We start from the raw sequence: 16,510 nt of genomic DNA on the forward strand, positions 1-16,510 counted from the left end.
GGGAAGAGGATGTTTTCATGATGCAAAAATAAGAATTTTAACGCAATCCCCCAAGTTTTCAGACTGAGCCGTTCAACCACCGTTTAACGGCCCTATTCTACAAACAAAAATCAGGTAGTCATTTTAAGATAACTACCTGATTTTCGAGGGAGCGGTAAGCGAGACTCGAACTCGTGACCCTTAGCTTGGGAAGCTAATGCTCTACCAACTGAGCTACTACCGCATTTTTACCAGTTCAAAAGAACTTCCTTTAAATTGCATTGCAAAGGTAAATATAATTTTTATATCTCAAATAAAATTCCTGTTTTTTTTAATGGAGGAAGTAGACATTTAAATGATTCTTGCGCTTCATTATTATCTGTAGAAATGAACAAATCTGTTCTTTCATCTGTTAGAAAGTCTCAATTTTAGATTTAACCTAACCGGCATGAAAAAAAATAAATCGCTTTTTATATTATTAGCGTTGTGTTTTCCCATTATTGGGATAAATGCGCAAACTCCATTGAGTTTTGAGGAATCACTGAGCCTGCTCCAACGAGAGAATCAGAGCCTGAAAATAGCCGATAAAGGAATAGAAATAGCAAAGGCGGAGCGTGACAAATTAAATGCATTTTGGTATCCCAGTCTTCAATCTTCGGGCGCATTTGTACATATGTCAGAGAAAATTGAGGTGAAACAGCCATTATCGCAATTTACAGACCCGGCAAAGGATTTTGTACATTCTATTATTCCGGACGATCAGGTTATTTCGTCAATTCTGGACCAGATAGGGGCAAATACTTTGGTTTTTCCTCTCACTCCACGCAATCTGACCACTGTCGATTTATCTGCAGAATGGGTACTCTTTTCCGGTGGAAAGCGGTTTCGTGCAACTCATATAGGAAGAACAATGGTAGACCTAGCTCGTGAAAGCCGTGCGCAGACTGCCGCAACTCAACAAAACCTATTGGCGGAAAGTTATTATGGTTTACGTCTGGCACAGCAAATCGTAGCGGTTCGAGAGGAAACTTATAAAGGACTGCAAAAGCATTATGAGAACGCTCTGAAGCTGGAAGCTGTCGGAATGATAGACAAAGCGGGACGACTTTTTGCCCAAGTAAATATGGACGAAGCCAAACGGATGCTGGAAGCAGCACGGAAAGATGAAACTGTGGTACAAGCCGCATTAAAAGTATTATTGAACAAAAAGGATACGGATGAAAATATCGTCCCTACCTCTCCCCTGTTCATGAATGATTCCTTACCGCCGAAAATGCTTTTCGACCTATCCGTTAGTAGTGGAAACTATACGCTTAACCAGTTGCAACTGCAAGAGCATATTGCCAAACAAGAAGTGCGGATCGCTCAAAGCGGTTATCTGCCGAATATAGCCCTTTTTGGAAAACAAACCCTATATTCGCATGGTATTCAGAGCAATCTATTGCCACGTACCATGATAGGCATCGGTTTTACATGGAATCTTTTCGATGGGTTAGACCGTGAGAAGAGGATACGGCAGTCGAAGTTAACCCAACAGACATTGGCTTTGGGACAGATGAAAGCCCGTGATGACCTTGCTGTAGGGGTGGACAAACTCTATACGCAACTGCAAAAAGCACAGGACAATGTAAAAGCCCTGAACGCCACGATTGCTTTAAGTGAAGAACTTGTACGTATCCGAAAGAAATCTTTCGCGGAAGGAATGGCAACCTCTACCGAAGTTATTGATGCTGAAACGATGCTTGCCAATGTAAAAGTGGCCCGTCTGGCAGCATACTACGAATATGATGTGGCACTAATGAATCTGCTTTCACTTTGTGGCACACCGGAACAATTTGTAAACTATCAACCTAAACCGTAACAAACAATGAAACTAGCCAGTAGAACCCTTTCATGGGCTTTTGTGATTATTATGTTAGCTGTAGCTATCTTCACAGCTCTTGGAATCATATTGATGCATAAACAACCGATGGTCCTCCAAGGGCAAGCGGAAGCAACAGAAATCCGTATTAGCGGAAAACTTCCCGGACGTATAGATACATTCTTCGTTCAGGAAGGCGACTGGGTACATCAAGGAGATACGCTTGTCGTAATCAACAGCCCTGAAGTACATGCCAAGTATCAACAAGTAAATGCCTTGGAGCAAGTAGCCGTGCAACAAAACAAGAAAATAGATGCAGGAACACGTCGTCAGATTGTAGCTACCGCATTGCAGCTATGGAATAAAACAAAAAGTGACCTCGGTCTTGCAAAAACAACCTATAACCGTATCCTTACTTTATATGAGGATAGCGTGATCACTTCTCAGAGAAAAGACGAAGTGGAGGCGATGTACAAAGCGGCTGTCGCAGCCGAACGTGCTGCTTATGAACAATATCAGATGGCTGTGGATGGTGCGCAACAGGAAGATAAAGCATCGGCCGCCAGTATGGTGGATGCTGCCCGAAGTACGGTGGATGAAATCTCCGCTTTACTGGTCGATGCCCGGCTGACAGCTCCCGAAGACGGACAAATCGCAACTGTCTTCCCTAAACGTGGAGAATTGGTTGCACCGGGAACTCCTATTATGAGCCTGGTAGTGATGGATGATGTACATGTCGTCCTCAATGTGCGCGAGGACTTGATGCCGCAATTTAAGATGGGAGAAACATTTGTTGCGGATGTACCTGCCATCGGCAAAAAGAATGTTGAATTTAAAATCTACTATATCAGTCCATTAGGTAGCTTTGCCACTTGGAAATCAACCAAACAGACCGGAAGTTATGACTTGCGTACCTTTGAAATTCATGCACGTCCTACTCAAAAGGTAGACGATTTGCGTCCCGGCATGTCTGTATTATTGACACTCAATTAATTGATGTTTCAAAATTAATCATAGAATGGATTCATCACAAACATATTCACCTTTTCGTTCCGTACTGCTCAGGGAGTGGCGGCGAATGACTTCACGGCGACTTTACTTTGGCGTCTGTATCATTTTGCCTTTGTTTACTCTCTTCTTTATGGCTACAATCTTTGGTAACGGACAGATGGAGAATATCCCTATCGGTATTGTCGATCTGGATAATACTGCTACTTCCCGGACTATTATCCGGAATATCTCTGCTGTACCGACTTTTAAAGTAACGAAACATTATGTGAATGAGGCGGCTGCCCGTGAAGCCGTACAAAAGAAAGAAATATATGGCTATCTTTCCATCCCCCCGAAATTTGAACAGGATGCCATCACCGGAAAGAACGCTACCCTCTCCTATTATTATCATTATGCTTTGCTATCGGTAGGTGGTGAACTGATGGCAGCGTTCGAAACGTCATTGGCTCCCGTGTCTCTTTCGCCTATTGTGATGGAAGCTGTATCTTTGGGGGTAGAACAGCAACAGATTACCACATTCCTGCTGCCAATACAGGCCAGTAATCATCCGATATACAATCCAAGCCTGGATTATTCAGTTTATCTGAGCCACCCCTTTTTCTTTGTCTTGTTTCAGGTGTTGATTCTGCTGACTACCGTGTATACAGTCGGCATTGAAATCAAGTTTCGTACAGCGACAAATTGGGTGGCTACTGCTAAAGGTAATATGGTAACTGCCATTTTAGGTAAACTGCTTCCTTATACCATTATATATATTCTGATAGGATGGCTGGGTAATTATGTCATGTTCGGTATCCTGCATATTCCCTTTCAAGGGAGCTGGCTGTTTATGAATATGATGACTGCTCTCTTTATTATCGCGACGCAGGCTTTGGGATTGTTCATATTCTCATTGTTTCCGGCAGTATCATTGGTTATAAGTGTCGTCTCCATGGTCGGTTCTTTAGGAGCGACCTTGTCAGGAGTTACTTTTCCGATAACCAATATGTATCCGCTGGTAAGAGATGCTTCTTATCTTTTTCCAGTACGTCACTTTACGGAAATCATACAAACAATGCTCTATGAAGGTGGCGGATTCACCCATCTTTGGCCGTCAGCGGTGGTACTTTGTATTTTCCCGCTACTGGCTTTGTCGCTGCTTCCCCATTTAAAACGAGCAATAGAAAGTCATAAATATGAGAACATTAAATAAATTCCAACAGCTATCGTTCATTATCCGGCGTGAATTTCTCGCCATCAGTACCAGTTATGCTGTTCTGTTAGTATTGATGGGCGGAATTTTCATGTACGGATTACTTTATAATTATATGTATGCCCCCAATATTGTAACGGATGTTCCGGTTGCCGTAGTAGATAACTCGCACAGTGAATTGAGCCGTAATTTTATTCGTTGGCTGGATGCTACACCTCAGGCGGAAATTTACAACCAGGCAATAGACTATCACGAAGCAAAAGAATGGATGAAAGAAAACAAAGTACAAGGAATACTCTATCTGCCGCACGATTTTGAAGAACGGGTATTTCGAGGAGATGAAGCTGTATTCTCTCTTTATGCAACGACCGATGCTTTTCTGTATTTTGAAGCTCTGCAAGAGGCTTCCTCACGTGTCATGCTGGCTATCAATGATAAATACCGGCCGGACGGCGCCGTGTTTCTTCCGCCTCAGGGATTATTGGCCGTGGCTATGGCAAAACCCGTGAATGTAGCAGGGACTGCACTTTATAATTATACGGAAGGATACGGCTCTTATCTGATTCCGGCAGTTATGATGATTATCATTTTCCAGACTTTACTGATGGTCATCGGCATGTTGACCGGAGATGAATATTCCGATAGGGGGATTCGCGCTTACACTCCTTTTGGGCTGGGGTGGGGAATCGCAGTTCGTATTGTAGCAGGAAAAACGTTCGTATATTGTGCCCTTTATGCCGTTTTTTCTTTCTTTCTGCTGGGGCTACTCCCCTACTTCTTCAGTATCCCTAATATAGGAAATGGATTGTACATTGTATTATTGTTGATTCCTTATCTGATAGCTACTTCCTTTCTAGGACTGGCAGCTTCCCGGTATTTTACAGACTCGGAAGCACCGTTACTTATGATTGCCTTTTTCTCAGTCGGTTTGATTTTCCTTTCCGGGGTTTCTTATCCGATGGAGTTAATGCCCTGGTATTGGAAAATTGCACATTACATTTTGCCGGCTGCTCCTGGTACGCTTGCCTTTGTAAAATTGAATTCAATGGGAGCCAGTATGGCAGATATAAAACCGGAATATATTACTCTATGGATTCAGGCAGCTATTTATTTTATACTAAGCATATGGGTATATAAAAAGAAGTTAGGCGCAAAACCTGATTAAGTTAACCAAACAAATAAAAAAGGTAGTTCAGCATACGATGGAAAAATATTTCTCAGATAAAACAACTTCCTTAGATAAATAGTCAACTTTGGGTACAAAAGGCTTTCTAAATGGAAGTTTTCAGAGAAAATATCTTCTATTTCTTTGCTCTTTTCATTGATTTTGTATATTTTCGTTGACTATTATTCCCGATTATCGTTAGAGGTAGTTAAAACAAATGTTGATATGAAATACATTATCTATATTCTCTTCTTTTTTCCTATTTGGGTTACTGCACAAACATACAAATATATAGGGACTGAAAACGGTTTGAGTAATCGCAGGATATTCAGTATTCAGAAGGATGCTCAGGGATATATGTGGTTTCTTACCAATGAAGGGATGGATCGTTATAACGGTAAAGATATAAAGCATTACAAATTAAATAAGGATGACAATACGTTTGATTCCCCCATTAACTTGGGATGGGTATATACAGGATCTCAGATAGGAACGTGGGTCATAGGCAAACAAGGTCGTATCTTCCAGTATGAAACAAAATATGATGATTTCAAAATGGTATATAAGATGCCGAATAGCCTGGAGACTATTAGTTATGGTTATATGGATCGTAACGATAACGTCTGGTTGTGCCGCAAACATTCTATATTGCTTTATAACATCAAGGATGCCCAGATTCACCAATTTTCCAATGCGTTGCATAGCAATATCACATCAATAGAACAAGTGGATGAGCATCATTTCTTTATAGCAACGGAAACAGGTGTCCGATACACCAAACTGGAAAACGGTGTTCTGGAAATCATTCCTATTGAAACGCTTGATTATTTTCATGTGCAAGTCAGTGAGTTATATTATCATCAGGCATTAAAGAGACTGTATATAGGTTCATTCGAGAGAGGTATATTTGTATATGACATGAATACCCAGGAAATAATAAAACCCGAAGCAGATTTGAGTGATGTGAATATAACCTGTATCACCCCGTTGGACGAGTCGCAGCTATTAGTGTCGACAGAAGGAATGGGAGTATGTAAAATAGATATAAACACCTGTAAGATAGAATATTATATTGTAGCTAACTATAACAGCCATAATGAAATGAATGGCAATAATATCAATTATGTTTTTGTTGATGAGGAAAAGCGAATATGGCTGGCCAACTATCCTACCGGCATCACAGTGATAGATTATCGTTATGAGAACTATCATTGGATAAAACATTCAATGGGCAACAAACAGTCATTAATCAATGATCAGGTACAAGCTATAATTGAGGACAGTGATGGCGACCTATGGTTTGGAACCAGTAATGGCATTAGTCTTCTTAATTCCCGAACAGGTCAGTGGCATTCATTTCTGAGTTCCTTTGATAAACAGTTGAAAGATAAAAATCATATATTTATTACCTTGTGTGAGGTATCTCCCGGTGTAATCTGGGCAGGTGGGTACACTTCCGGAATTTATAAGATAAACAAACATACCCTGTCGGTTGAATACTTCTCCCCTTATCTGATTACCTCTGTTAATATGCGTCCGGATAAATATATCCGTGATATGATTAAAGATTCAAAGGGAAATATATGGTCGGGTGGATACTATAATCTGAAATGTTTTGACTTGGAAACCAATAATGTCCGTTTATATCCTGGCGTGTCTTCTATTACTTCAATTATGGAACACGATAAAGACCATATGTGGATTGGAACTGCTGCCGGATTGTATTTGCTAGATATAAATTCCGGTAAATATCAATATATTGAGACAGGGATAGGAACAGTATATGTCAATTCGCTTTATCAAGCAAAAAACGGATCGCTCTATGTTGGTACGAATGGCACAGGAGTACTTGTTTATAATATAAAGAATCAAACTTTAGAGCATTATTACACGGATAATTCCGCACTGGTCTCAAACAGGATATTTACGATATTGCCGGAAGTGGACGGACGCATCATGATGAGTACGGAAAATGGAGTCACTTGCTTTTTTACAAAAGAAAAAGTGTTTCATAACTGGACTAGAGGAGAAGGATTGTTACCTGCTTATTTTAATGCCGCTTCGGGTACATTGCGCAAAGATAAAAGCTTTGTATTTGGCAGTACGGACGGAGCTATTGAAATTCCGAAGAACGTGAGGTTTCCTGATTATAAATTCTCAAGAATGATATTCAGTGATTTTCATATATCTTATCAGCCTGTTTTTCCGGATGGAAAAGATTCTCCTTTGCAGGATTGTATAGACAGAACAGAGGTATTGAAACTAAAACATAACCAGAATACTTTCTCTTTCAATGTTTCCACTATTAATTATGATTCTCCCGAGAATACGCTTTACTCCTGGAAACTGGCCGGATTCTATGAAAAATGGACTCAACCAGGAGTAAATAATCTGATACGTTTCACCAATTTGCCTCCGGGAAAATATACGCTTCATATACGTGCCTTATCCAAAGAAGAACACGATGTCGTCTTCGAGGAACGTACAATGAAAATCATTATCACACAGCCCTTTTGGTCTAGTTGGTGGGCTATTCTATTTTATGTTTTATTGGTAATATGGGGATTTTCTTTTATCATACGTGTAATAAACCTGAGAAAGCAAAAGAAAATATCGGATGAAAAAACACAGTTTTTTATCAATACGGCCCATGATATACGTACTCCGCTTACTTTGATAAAGGCGCCTTTAGAAGAACTGATGGAAGAAGAGACTCTCTCTGAAATTGGCATTATCCGTACACAGACCGCGTTAAGAAATGTCGATTCTCTTTTGCGATTATCGTCCAATCTTATCAATTTCCAACGTGCCGATGTATATTCTTCCAAGTTGTGTGTCTCGGAATATGAGTTGAATACATATATGAAAGAAGTGCGTGATGCATTTATGAATTATGCCAGCATTAAACATATAGATTTTACATACGAAAGCACTTTCAATTTTTTGAATGTATGGTTCGATAAAGATAAAATGGACTCTATCTTGAAAAATATAATATCGAACTCTTTAAAATATACTCCGGAAAACGGGAAGGTCAGCATTTCTGTCTCTAATACGAATGATTCCTGGAAAGTGGTGATAAACGATACGGGTATCGGTATTCCTTCCACTGAACAAGGAAAGTTGTTCAAACTCCATTTCCGTGCCAGCAACGCCATTAACTCAAAGGTTACAGGTAGTGGCATAGGATTGATGCTAGTAGGCAAGTTAGTTAGTCTTCATGGTGGCAAAATTAATGTGGAGAGTGTTGAGCATCAAGGTACAACTGTGAAAATCGTTTTCCCTATAAACAATAAGAATCTTCAGAGTTCAGGACTGAAACCGTCTTCTGAATCAAAAATAGAAACACCGGAACTGACTGCTCCGGGAACATTTAAGTATGTTGTGAATGCGGCTAATAACGCGGACTTACAGCGTATCCTCATCGTAGAGGATAATGATGAGTTACGTTCTTACTTGATCAGCCTGCTTTCTCCATCGTATAATGTGCAAGCCTGCGGCAATGGTAAGGAAGCACTGATTATCGTGAAGGAATTCTGGCCGGAACTTATTCTTTCTGATGTCATGATGCCCGAAATGCGGGGCGATGAGCTATGCATCGCTATTAAGAACGATATTGAGACTTCACATATCCCAATATTACTGCTTACGGCATTAGGAGAAGAGAAGAATATCCTTGAAGGGTTGGCAATTGGTGCGGACGAATATATTATTAAACCTTTCAATGTGACAATATTGAGAGAAAGCATCAAGAATTTATTGAATAACCGGGCATTGCTGCGTAGCAGATATGCCAATCTGGAAGTAGATACAATGGTACCATCAGCTAAAGGTACTAATAGTCTAGACTGGAAATTTATATCGGATGTAAGAAAAAGCATAGAGAATAATCTCGATAATTCAGGTCTGACTGTCGATGTGCTTTGTGAATTGCATAATATGAGCCGGACGAGTTTCTATGGTAAACTGAAAGCATTGACAGGGCTATATCCTACGGCTTTTATTCGGAACATTCGTTTGAAACGTGCTGCGGAACTTTTAAAGGAAGGTAAACATAATGTCAGCGAAATATCTGATATGACCGGTTTCTCCGATAGCAAATATTTTCGGGAAGTATTCAAGAAATACTATAAAATGAGTCCGACCAAGTATGCTAAAGAAGGGGGAAGCACCTCTCCTATTATAGGAGAGGATGAATCTGAGGACGAAGAGGCGGTTGGTTAGTTATTTACGAATCAGATATTTAATAAACAAGTAACCACCGAATACTTGCAGGCACATTCCGGGAATACCGATACGGAAATCTTGAACAGCCTTATAGAAGCTGCCAATATATGCCCATTCTCCTAATGTTCCTATGGCTTGGTATGTAAATACTACGCCTGCCAAAAGAGGGATGGAAATATGTCCCGAACGTTGTGCAGCCCATCCGGCAGCAATAGCTAGCAACACGGATTTCAATAAGATGGCGGGCAATGCAACCGGCATTGGCATTCCGAAAAGCAAAGAGTTTATAACAGGCGAAAGGATTGCAGTCAGCAGACCGACTTTCCAGCCATATTTATAAGCTCCGACCAAAGTAAAGAAGTAGATTGGCAGCCAGGTTATCCCTCCTTGTGGGATGAGATGAAAGAGTTGGGGAAAAAGGATGTTGCCAATAACGAATAACGAGGCTGCCAAATAGGTTTTCGTATTGCTGTAACCCAGCGAATAGAGTTTTACTGTTGTTGTTTCCATATTTTTATTGTTTTAAAAATTCACGTTAATGCCACCCATAAATGTAGCTTTCGGCATAGGGTAGCCTATATTTATTTCATAACGTTGTGCCAGCAGGTTCTCCCCTTTGATAAAGATGTCAGCGAAACGGCACACGCGATAATTGCCCCGGAGATTCCATAGGACAAAACTTTCTTGTTTCTCACGTCCCTTAATAACAGAAGAATAAAGTCCTTTCACATATTGTAATCCTGTTGAAATGCTCCAACGACCGGATTTATAGTCCGCACCTGTATATAGTTTATGTTCGGGAGCGGTCAAAACCGGATTTTCCATATGTAACCAACTATAATTAGCATTGATGTTCCAATGAGAATTAATATGATAGCTGATGTTACTTTCAATACCCCAGTTTTTTATTTTTCCTGAATTGATATTTAAAGGCGGTATCAATCCATTGCTCATAATAACATTATTACCACTGATATAATAAAGGTTTACTCCATAGGACAATGCTCCCTCTAGCAGGTGTTGGGAGTATGAGAGTTCATAACTAACCAGTTTCTCAGGTTCCAACTCAGGATTGGCAGGAGTAAACATATACATCTCACGAATGGTAGGATTACGATATCCTTTGCTGACCATTGCTTTGAGTTCCGCACTTTTCGGCAGATGAAAGGCTAATCCACCTTGTGGTATCCATTCGGTGCCCACGTGGGAATGATGGTCTACCCGAATACCTGCATCCAATGAGAACCAGTTATTTATATCTTGTCGGAAATCAATATATCCGGCAAATTCATCTAATTGCTTATCAACTCCCGGTCTACGTTCGCCCGTAGCCAGAACCTTATTCCACGATTCACCGCCGAAATGCTGATAATCAAATCCGGCCGTAATACGATTGCCGGCAAAGAAAGTCGCACTCTGATACCACGATACCCCCAGCATCTTGTCTTTGGAATTAAAATGTGCTGCCTGCGGTTCTCTTCCTGCCTGATGACCGTCATTTATCTTATGTCGTCCCCAATTATAGAAAAAGCTCAATGCTCCTGAAGTATTACTATAATGATTTTCCAGTGCAAACGAAGTCATTCCGCGGGTAATACGTGAATCATTGTCAATAAGCGGAACTTGAATCGTTCCCGGGTTAGAAGCATTGAAATGAGTGACATTGACATCTCCCCATAGTTTCCAGAAAGAGCTTACGTCATATCCCAGCTTTGCATATCCACCGTATTGTTCAAATTCCATATCGGGTCGGTGCCCGTCCGTCCGGTTGTAAGAGCCGGTTATAATACTACTGAATCGCCCTTTCTTTACACGATTGGAAAATTCAGTCTGCAATGTGTTGTATGAGCCGTATCCGACTTGCATATTGGTCTTGACGCCTTCTTCCTGTTGCTTGCGGGTGACGATATTGATAACTCCTCCCATAGCATTCGAACCATAAAGGACAGATGCCGGTCCGCGCAAAACTTCTACCTTTTCCGCCATCATGGATTGATATGCGTCAGCTATCGGATGCCCCATTAATCCCATATATTGAGGATGCCCGTCAATTAGAACCAATAATCCTGCCGTGGGGCTGCCACCAATTCCACGCAGACTCATACCGCCCGCTGCTCCGGTTGATACGCCATATCCCATAATGCCACGGCTGGTAGTGAACAATCCCGGAACTTGTTCCGTCAACAACGGCAATAGAGAAGGCTCATACCTTTTCTCAATCTGTTGTCTTCCTACAACAGAAATGGTCATCGGAAGATGGCGTATATCTGTCTCATTGCGTGTTCCTGTGACTACAACTTCGTCAATAACATAATCTCTCCGGACTTGCGCACTGTCTTTTTTGTCCTGCGCCATCCCTGAGACAGAGAGCAGGCTAGTCAACATAAACAAACAAGTTACATTCTTTCTCATTATTTCGTGTTTCTAATCCATTCTTTTTTGCTTCTTACCTCTGATTCTTTCAAGAAAATCACGAATCAGCGGTAAAATAGCTTCAACCGATTTCTCTTCACTGCACATGGTTTCCACGGGACACCAGCCTGTATGGTCGCGATTCCATATGAAGGGTACTTCCTGTGCAAAGCTGACCTTTACGTCTGATGTCTGAAACAGATTCATTGCGTTTGAACTGACAACATCTGTATATAGCTCTTTTATACCGCCTGAAATCATGAGTGCAGCAGCTCCTTTCCCAACCACTTTATCAGCAATCAGGGCTCCTTTAAGAAATTCCGGCTCCTGAGTCAGCAAATCGTATAAGTCAGCTACTCCGCGTTGGGTGAAAGTGCGTATCTTTCCCTTGTTGGCAATCACGCAAGAATATCCGCCGCTATGCAATAAGTCTATTAATTCTTCCATTATAAGGTTCCTTGTTTCAGTTGTTCGACAAATTGGTCAATTCTATGCAGTTCTTTCGGTATATCAATGTTTTGCGGACAATGCGACACACACTGGTTGCATCCGATACAATGGCTTGCCTGGCGAAGTTTCGGCACGCTGCGGTCGTAACCAACGAGAAATGCGCGGCGGGCTTTCGCATAATTTTCATCTTGCCCGTTACTGGGCACATTACCTTCGTTGACGCAACGGTTATAGTGCAGGAGAACTGCCGGAATATCCAGTCCATACGGGCAAGGCATGCAATACTTGCAGTCATTACAAGGAATGGTCGGATATTTTAGCATCAACTGTGCTGTTTCTTCGAGGAAATCCATTTCTTCATCGGTCAGTGGTTCCAATGGAGAATAGGTACGGAGATTATCTTGCAGATGCTCCATATAAGTCATGCCGCTCAATACTGTCAGTATATCCGGGAATGAGCCGGCAAAACGGAAAGCCCAGGAAGCAACGCTGTTTTCGGGGCGACGTTGTTTGAGCCGTGCCACCAGGTTGTCGTTCAGTTTGGATAAACGTCCGCCTAAAAGTGGTTCCATGATGATAGCGGGAATCCCTCTCTTGTTCAGCTCACCATATAGATATTCAGCATCCGTATTTCGTGCATTCGTTTCTTTCGCATGTTTCCAGTCTACATAGTTGAGCTGTATCTGCACAAAGTCCCATTTGATTTCATCATGTCGTGAGAGCAGATAATCATATACTTCTATATCGCCGTGATAAGAAAATCCGAGATTACGGATACGTCCTGCTTCACGTTCTTTTATCAGGAAGTCAAGCATGCCGTTATCCAAATACCGTCCTTTAAGAGCGTCCATTCCACCCATACCAATACCATGAAGCAGCATATAGTCGATGTAGTCGACCTGAAGGTCGGCGAATGACTTATGATACATTCGGAGTGATGTTTCGCGCGACCATGTATCCGGGGCAAAATTAGACAGTTTGGTAGCGATGAAGTATTTATCGCGGGGATGGCGGCTCAATGCAATGCCCGTTGCTCTCTCGGAAAAGCCTTGTACATAAGCGGGAGATGTATCGAAATAGTTCACTCCGTGAGCAATAGCATAATCGACCAATCCATTTACAGCATCCTGGTCAATCACTTCACCATTGCCGTCCGGGGCCGGTTTGAGCGGCCAACGCATACAGCCGTATCCTAAAAGTGAAACGCGGTCACCGGTAGTCGGAGATGTCCGGTAAGTCATTTTATCTGTAGGTATCTCTCTTTCTCCCGTGGCACTGCTTGAAGCTGAGTTGCTTTTTGAAGAACATCCGTACAGTAAGCCGGTTGATGTAGCTGCGCTGATACCTACGATTTTAATAAAATCTCTTCTGTTTATGTCTTTCTTATTCTTTTCTTCCATAATCTTATACTGATTTATTAAATCAAATAACTCGGTGCATTTGATGTCCGGTCACGTAAATGGCACTGAACGGACGGGACGGACAAAGATTCTCACAAGCTCCACAACCGATACATTTTTCAATGTTTACTACCGGAATCTTTGGTGAGTCCAGTTCTTCAGATTCGGAGGACACCATTTGAATGGCTCCTGTCGGGCAATGACGGGCACAGTTACCACACTCCACACCATCTGTCAATGGTACGCAGTTTTCTTTTATCCAAATGGCATGGCCGATCTGAGTCGCCGATTTGTCGGCTGTAGTAATTGGGTGAATGGCACCGGCCGGACAAACTTCCGAGCATTTGGTACATTCGGGACGGCAATATCCGCGTTCATAAGACATTTCTGGTTGCATCAAAGTCATCAGATTATCCGAAGGACGTAGCACTTGATTAGGGCATACGGAAACACACAACTGGCAAGCGGTGCAATGTTGGGTGAAATTACGGGCACTCAGTGCCCCTGGAGGATAAACAGGATTTTCGCGATTGGGAATTTTCTTATCCTCAATGGCAGCCAATCCTCCGTCCACTTTCTTCTCTTGAGCTTTCAGGACGGAAGCCGTTGCAAAGATTGCCGATGCTGAAAGAAAATTACGGCGGGTATTGTCTACCTGTTCGGCAGTAACGGTCTGTGTTTTTACTGCTTCTGTTGCAGATACATTCTTCAGCGAAGTCCTTCTTGTGTACTTGATAGCTCCATGCTTACATTTATCCAGGCAATCCATGCAAGCTACACACCTACTGTAATCAATCTCATGTTCTTTTGAATTAATACATGATGCTTTGCAATTGCGGGCACATAAACCACAACTATTGCATTTGGAGGTATCAATCACGGGCTTGAATATCGCATATTTAGAAATGAATCCCAACACAGTCCCCACGGGGCAAATAGTATTGCAATATGTACGTCCGTTACGCCATGCTAAAATACCAAGGGCTATAAAAGTGACCACAGCGATAATCAGCGTAGAAAGACTTTTTATCCAGACATCTACCTCATAAAGGGCATAACTGTCCATTCGCTCGGCAAAATATGCCAACAAATTGTTCCCCCATTGCCAAATCGGTGCAAAGAGATTGGAAGCTATCCGCCCATATGCGCTATAAGGGGCTATCAGAATAGCCAAAGAATTCAGCCCTGCAACCATCATAATGATGAATATTCCTAAAACACTATATCGCAACCATTTCTTTGCCGGCGAATAGAGGAACCGATTCTTCTTTTGCTTGCCCGCCACCCAGGAAATAATATCCTGAAATACTCCCAACGGACAAATAACAGAGCAATATACACGTCCCAAAAGAAATGTAAGCACAACTAAAAATAAGACAACACCTATGTTCAAGGCTAATAGGGCCGGCAGAAATTGAATTTTCGCCAGCCATCCGAACCATGTGTGCAATATCCCCGTAAAGTCAAGAAACAACAGGGTAATAAGCGTAAAACACACAATGGCGGTTATAAGTCTGATAGTACGCAACATAAACTTATTAATTTTCAAATTATAGTAGTTATATTTCAATATCCGAATCTTTCCGAAGCCTTTTGCATATGCCCTATGATGTCTACGCCGAATGGGCAGTTTTTCTCACATTTTCCACAACGAATGCATTCCGAAGCATGATGAGTAAGAACTTTATAATGTTCGCGGACAGTTTCCGGCACAAAGCCTTGTTGTGCGACGGTCAGATTATAGTATTTATTGACGCTGGCTATATCTATGCCTACCGAACAGGGGGCACAGTGTCCGCAATACATACAGTGGCCTTCCCACGTAAACTTCTCCATACCTGTCATCACACAGGTATAATCTTTTTCTTCTTTTGTTGCGTCACACCAATCCAAGGCAGCCTGCATTTCTTCACAAGTTTTGCAACCTATCATGACAGCCGCTACTCCGGGACGTGTCAGTGCATATTCTATACATTGTATGGGTGTGAACGCTTTTTCAAAAGGAGAATTGGCTTCGCTCAACAAGTCACCGCCGCCATATACTTTCATTACATCGATTCCTATTCCGTTCTGTTCGCAAAGTTCATAAAGCCTTTCCCTTTCCGGGTCTATGTTGTGCAAGGAGTGCGCATAGTTTTCATCCGCCCATAGATCGTCCACATTTTCACTTGCAGGCTGCAAATCATAACAAGGATTGATGGAAAACATCAATACGTCAATCTTTCCGCTTTCCGCAGCAAGTCTGGCAACGGTAGGATTATGGCTGCTTAACCCGATATGGCGTATCTTTCCCTCTTCTTTCCAGCGAAGAGCCAGTTGTAAAATCGGACCGTTGAACACTTCATTAAAATCACTTTCACTATCTACATAATGAATCATACCGATATCCAGATAATCCGTTTTCAACCGGAGAAGCTGGTCATCAAAGGCAGCGATTGTCTTGTCTACGTCCCGAGTACGCAGATACTGCCCGTCCTCCCACGTAGAACATAAATGTCCCTGAATAATAAACTGCTCGCGGTGCCCTATTAAAGCTGTTCCGATATTGCTGCGCAAATCCGGATTGGAAGAGTAAATATCTATAAAGTTGATTCCTTTGCTGATAGCAAATGCTATTTCTTTGCATACTTGCTTCTCACTTTTATTCATGAACCCTTCGCAACCCAGTGCAATGACACTAACCGAAAGTCCTGTCCGTCCTAATATACGATACTCCATCAGAATTGAATTTTATACTTTTTTACCGATGCAAATTTAGGTAGATTGATTTGGTTATCAAGTATACATATTACCGAATGTTATACCAAAATTAC

The 16,510-nt window shown here is 41.8% G+C and carries 11 protein-coding genes and 1 tRNA gene; 5 read left to right on the plus strand and 7 right to left on the minus strand.

Annotated features, from left to right (window positions below; genetic code table 11):
* Positions 1-150 precede the first annotated feature (150 nt).
* Positions 151-223 (minus strand) — tRNA-Gly (locus RDN93_RS00005).
* Between the two features lie 204 nt (positions 224-427).
* Here RDN93_RS00005 and RDN93_RS00010 point away from each other — a divergent pair.
* From RDN93_RS00010 to RDN93_RS00030, 5 genes are all read left to right on the plus strand, one after another.
* Entirely contained in the window at positions 428-1,840 is a 1,413-nt protein-coding gene (locus RDN93_RS00010; protein WP_308743733.1) for a TolC family protein, read from the plus strand.
* Positions 1,841-1,846: 6 nt separating this feature from the next.
* Complete coding sequence (locus tag RDN93_RS00015; protein ID WP_308743734.1) at positions 1,847-2,833, plus strand: efflux RND transporter periplasmic adaptor subunit; 987 nt, start codon at positions 1,847-1,849, stop codon at positions 2,831-2,833.
* Positions 2,834-2,858: 25 nt separating this feature from the next.
* Complete coding sequence (locus tag RDN93_RS00020; RefSeq protein ID WP_308743735.1) at positions 2,859-4,043, plus strand: ABC transporter permease; 1,185 nt, start codon at positions 2,859-2,861, stop codon at positions 4,041-4,043.
* Positions 4,027-5,208 (plus strand): ABC transporter permease, encoded by a 1,182-nt coding sequence (locus RDN93_RS00025; protein ID WP_308743737.1) that lies wholly within the window; start codon positions 4,027-4,029, stop codon positions 5,206-5,208. Before RDN93_RS00020 ends, RDN93_RS00025 begins: the two co-directional genes overlap by 17 nt.
* Before the next feature lie 225 nt (positions 5,209-5,433).
* Positions 5,434-9,432, plus strand: a complete 3,999-nt coding sequence (locus RDN93_RS00030) for a two-component regulator propeller domain-containing protein (RefSeq protein WP_308743738.1) — start codon at positions 5,434-5,436, stop codon at positions 9,430-9,432.
* Here the strand turns inward: RDN93_RS00030 and RDN93_RS00035 are convergent, their stop codons facing one another.
* From RDN93_RS00035 to RDN93_RS00060, 6 genes are read right to left on the minus strand one after another with little or no spacing between them, the layout of a single operon-like run.
* Entirely contained in the window at positions 9,433-9,945 is a 513-nt protein-coding gene (locus tag RDN93_RS00035) for an ECF transporter S component (RefSeq protein WP_308743739.1), read from the minus strand.
* A gap of 12 nt (positions 9,946-9,957) precedes the next feature.
* Positions 9,958-11,847 carry a TonB-dependent receptor gene (locus RDN93_RS00040; RefSeq protein WP_308743740.1) on the minus strand — a complete coding sequence of 630 codons (1,890 nt, stop codon included), beginning with the start codon at positions 11,845-11,847 and terminating at the stop codon, positions 9,958-9,960.
* 12 nt (positions 11,848-11,859) lie between these two features.
* Complete coding sequence (locus RDN93_RS00045; protein WP_308743741.1) at positions 11,860-12,294, minus strand: DUF1893 domain-containing protein; 435 nt, start codon at positions 12,292-12,294, stop codon at positions 11,860-11,862.
* On the minus strand, positions 12,294-13,697 hold the full coding sequence (locus RDN93_RS00050; RefSeq protein WP_308743742.1) for an aldo/keto reductase: 1,404 nt from the start codon (positions 13,695-13,697) through the stop codon (positions 12,294-12,296). The genes RDN93_RS00045 and RDN93_RS00050 overlap by 1 nt, the downstream gene beginning before the upstream one ends.
* A gap of 22 nt (positions 13,698-13,719) precedes the next feature.
* Complete coding sequence (locus RDN93_RS00055) at positions 13,720-15,228, minus strand: 4Fe-4S dicluster domain-containing protein (RefSeq protein WP_308743743.1); 1,509 nt, start codon at positions 15,226-15,228, stop codon at positions 13,720-13,722.
* 35 nt (positions 15,229-15,263) lie between these two features.
* Positions 15,264-16,415, minus strand: a complete 1,152-nt coding sequence (locus RDN93_RS00060) for an aldo/keto reductase (RefSeq protein WP_308743744.1) — start codon at positions 16,413-16,415, stop codon at positions 15,264-15,266.
* Positions 16,416-16,510 lie beyond the last annotated feature (95 nt).

It is taken from the genome of uncultured Bacteroides sp. (assembly GCF_902491285.1).
Classification (GTDB): Bacteria; Bacteroidota; Bacteroidia; order Bacteroidales; family Bacteroidaceae; genus Bacteroides.

Bases quoted from the DNA above. Each gene is read 5' to 3' on its own strand.
- RDN93_RS00020 (WP_308743735.1), top strand. From the start codon at position 2,859: ATGGATTCATCACAAACATATTCACCTTTTCGTTCCGTACTGCTCAGG.
- RDN93_RS00055 (WP_308743743.1), bottom strand. From the start codon at position 15,228: ATGTTGCGTACTATCAGACTTATAACCGCCATTGTGTGTTTTACGCTT.
- RDN93_RS00040 (WP_308743740.1), bottom strand. From the start codon at position 11,847: ATGAGAAAGAATGTAACTTGTTTGTTTATGTTGACTAGCCTGCTCTCT.
- RDN93_RS00030 (WP_308743738.1), top strand. From the start codon at position 5,434: ATGAAATACATTATCTATATTCTCTTCTTTTTTCCTATTTGGGTTACT.
- RDN93_RS00050 (WP_308743742.1), bottom strand. From the start codon at position 13,697: ATGGAAGAAAAGAATAAGAAAGACATAAACAGAAGAGATTTTATTAAA.
- RDN93_RS00010 (WP_308743733.1), top strand. From the start codon at position 428: ATGAAAAAAAATAAATCGCTTTTTATATTATTAGCGTTGTGTTTTCCC.
- RDN93_RS00015 (WP_308743734.1), top strand. From the start codon at position 1,847: ATGAAACTAGCCAGTAGAACCCTTTCATGGGCTTTTGTGATTATTATG.
- RDN93_RS00035 (WP_308743739.1), bottom strand. From the start codon at position 9,945: ATGGAAACAACAACAGTAAAACTCTATTCGCTGGGTTACAGCAATACG.
- RDN93_RS00045 (WP_308743741.1), bottom strand. From the start codon at position 12,294: ATGGAAGAATTAATAGACTTATTGCATAGCGGCGGATATTCTTGCGTG.
- RDN93_RS00025 (WP_308743737.1), top strand. From the start codon at position 4,027: ATGAGAACATTAAATAAATTCCAACAGCTATCGTTCATTATCCGGCGT.
- RDN93_RS00060 (WP_308743744.1), bottom strand. From the start codon at position 16,415: ATGGAGTATCGTATATTAGGACGGACAGGACTTTCGGTTAGTGTCATT.